The organism is Mycobacterium sp. (assembly GCF_040509115.1).
In the GTDB taxonomy this organism is placed as follows: Bacteria; Actinomycetota; Actinomycetes; order Mycobacteriales; family Mycobacteriaceae; genus Mycobacterium.
Map to the genome: position 1 here is coordinate 1 of NZ_JBEVLO010000414.1, position 2,694 is coordinate 2,694.

Below are 2,694 nucleotides of genomic sequence, written 5' to 3' on the forward strand. Positions count from 1 at the left end.
GCCGACGTCCGGATCACCCGACTGCGATCTCGTCATGATCGACAACATCGCCCTGCGGCCGTCTGGCCCGTACGCCACCCCGACGTCGTTGGTGCTGCCGTAGTCGCCGCCACCGGTCTTGTCCGCGGTGGTCCACCGCGGCGGCAGCCCGGCCCGCATGCTCGAGGTCTGGTTGCCCCGCATCCACGCCACCAGCTGATCGCGATGCTCGGCTCCCAGTACGTCACCGGTCAGGAGCCGCTCATATCCCGCGCCGAGCGCGCGAGGCGTACTGGTGTCCCTCGGGTCACCGGGTACCGCCGCGTTCAGCTCCGTCTCCCATCGATCCAGCCGGGTGCGATCGTCGCCGATGGAGCGGGCGAAGTCGGTGACCCCCGACGGTCCGCCAATCGCGTCGAGCAGCTTGTTCCCCGCGGCGTTGTCGCTGCGCTGAAGCGCCGCCTCGCACAGCTCGGCGAGCGTCATCGTACGGCCGACCCGGGTCTCGGTGATCGGCGAGTTGGGAAGGATGTCGACGGCTTCGATCGTCACCGCATCGGTCAACGCGAGCTCACCGCGCCCGGCCTTCTGCAGGATGCGCGCGGTGGCGTAGGTCTTGAACGTCGAGCACACGGCGAAGGAGTCGTCGGCGCGGTGCGCGACGTGCCTGCGGGTGCCGAGGTCGATGGCATGCACCCCGACGAACGCGTCGTACCGATCCTCGAGCTCCGCGAGACGATCCTCGACCGTCGGCAGCGGCTCGGCGAGCGCGGAGTTGCGCGACCACGCGGCCCAGGCGACGAGCGCTCCCCCGCCAACCAACAGTCCCCGCCGCGACAAGGGAGGACCCATCAGCTGGCGATGGTCCGAAGTGGTTGCGGCAGTGACCTCTTCGACCGGTGCGGACCGAGGACGGCGGCACCGAACGGTCGGCTCAGCAGCCGTTTGGCCACCGCGTTGACCTCGTCGAGGGTTACCGCGTCGATCAGCGCCAGCGTCTCGTCGATGGTTCGGTGTGCGCCGAAGTTGAGCTCGCTGCGGCCGATGCGGTGCATCTTGGAACCGGAATCCTCGAGCCCGAGCACCAGGCCACCACGTAGCGATCCCTTGGCGATCCGGCATTCGGACTCGGTGATCCCGTCGCGGGCCACCTCGGCGAGCACGTCGGCGGACACCCGGACCACCTCGTCGAAGCGGTCAGGCAAACAGGCCGCATACACCGAGAGGGCGCCGGAGTCGGAGAACGTGTCGGTCGTCGAGTACACCGAGTACGCCAGCCCGCGGGTTTCCCGGATCTGTTGGAAGAGACGAGAACTCAGTCCACCGCCAAGGGCGCTGTTCAACACCGACAAAGCCCAGCGGTGATTCCAGTGCCTGCCCGGCGTTCGCACGCCGAGGAACATGTGGGTCTGCTCCCCGTCGCGGTCGATCAACCGCAGGCTCGGGTGTCCGGAGACCCGGCCGGTACCCTTGCGCGGCGCGATTGCATTCCGCCCTCGCACCAGGTGGGCGCCGAAGTGCTCCTTGACCAGTGCGACGACGTGATCGTGGTCCACGTTGCCCGCCACCGCGACCACCATGCGGTCGGGCGTGTAACGGCGAACGTGGAACGAATGCAGTTGCGCCCTGGTCATCGTCGAAATCGACTCGATGCTTCCGATCACGGGACGGCCCACCGGATGCGTGCCGTACATCGCCGACAGGAACAGATCCCCGAGCGTGTCCTCCGGGTCGTCGTCGCGCATCGCGATCTCTTCGAGTACGACGTCGCGTTCGACGTCGACGTCCTCGGCAGCGCAACGCCCGCGGAGCACGACGTCGGCCACCAGATCGACGGCCAACTCGAGATCGGCGTCGAGCACGTGAGCGTAGTAGCAGGTGTGCTCACGCGCGGTGAACGCGTTCAATTCACCGCCCACCGCGTCGATCGACTGCGCTATCTGCACCGCCGAACGCGTCGGCGTCGACTTGAACAGAAGGTGTTCGAGGAAGTGGGCGGCGCCGGCCACGCTATGACCTTCGTCGCGTGACCCGACGCCCACCCACACTCCCACCGACGCCGAACGCACCGACGGCACGAACTCCGTGACGACTCGAAGCCCTCCCGGCAGCGTGCTGCGGCGGACGAACTTAGTTGGTGCGGACGCGGCGAGCGATGAATCAGATGGTCGCGGCATCGGCGGGTGCAGCACCCGAATCCGTCGAAACGTCGGCAGAGTCGGTGGGCGCCTCGGCAGCGTCGCCCTCTTCGGCCACCAGCACCAGCGAGATCTTGCCGCGGTTGTCGATGTCGGCGATCTCGACGCGCAACTTGTCACCGACCTTGACCACGTCCTCGACCTTCGCGATCCGCTTGCCTCGGCCCAGCTTGCTGATGTGCACCAGACCGTCCCGGCCGGGCAACAAGGAAACGAAAGCGCCAAAGTCAGTGGTCTTCACCACCGTGCCGAGGAACCGCTCCCCGATCTTGGGCAGCTGCGGGTTGGCGATGGCGTTGATCTTGTCGATCGCGGCCTGCGCAGCCTCGCCGTTGCTCGCACCGACGAACACCGTGCCATCGTCCTCGATGGAGATCGACGCGCCGGTCTCCTCGGTGATCGAGTTGATCATCTTGCCCTTGGGCCCGATGACCTCGCCGATCTTGTCGATCGGCACCTTGATCGTGGTGATTCGCGGTGCGTACGGGCTCATCTCGTCGGGCTCGTCGATGGCCTC

3 protein-coding genes are annotated in these 2,694 nt (G+C 67.2%); all 3 read right to left on the reverse strand.

Annotated elements, in window-relative coordinates:
• Positions 1 to 831: class A beta-lactamase (gene bla, locus ABW137_RS28640; RefSeq protein ID WP_526405090.1), on the reverse strand; the 831-nt coding region annotated here is incomplete at its 3' end.
• Positions 831 to 2,156 carry a M16 family metallopeptidase gene (locus ABW137_RS28645; protein WP_526405093.1) on the reverse strand — a complete coding sequence of 442 codons (1,326 nt, stop codon included), beginning with the start codon at positions 2,154 to 2,156 and terminating at the stop codon, positions 831 to 833. The genes bla and ABW137_RS28645, both read right to left, overlap by 1 nt.
• Positions 2,140 to 2,694 (reverse strand): S1 RNA-binding domain-containing protein (locus tag ABW137_RS28650; protein WP_526405092.1); only part of this gene is annotated, 555 nt, incomplete at its 5' end. The genes ABW137_RS28650 and ABW137_RS28645, both read right to left, overlap by 17 nt.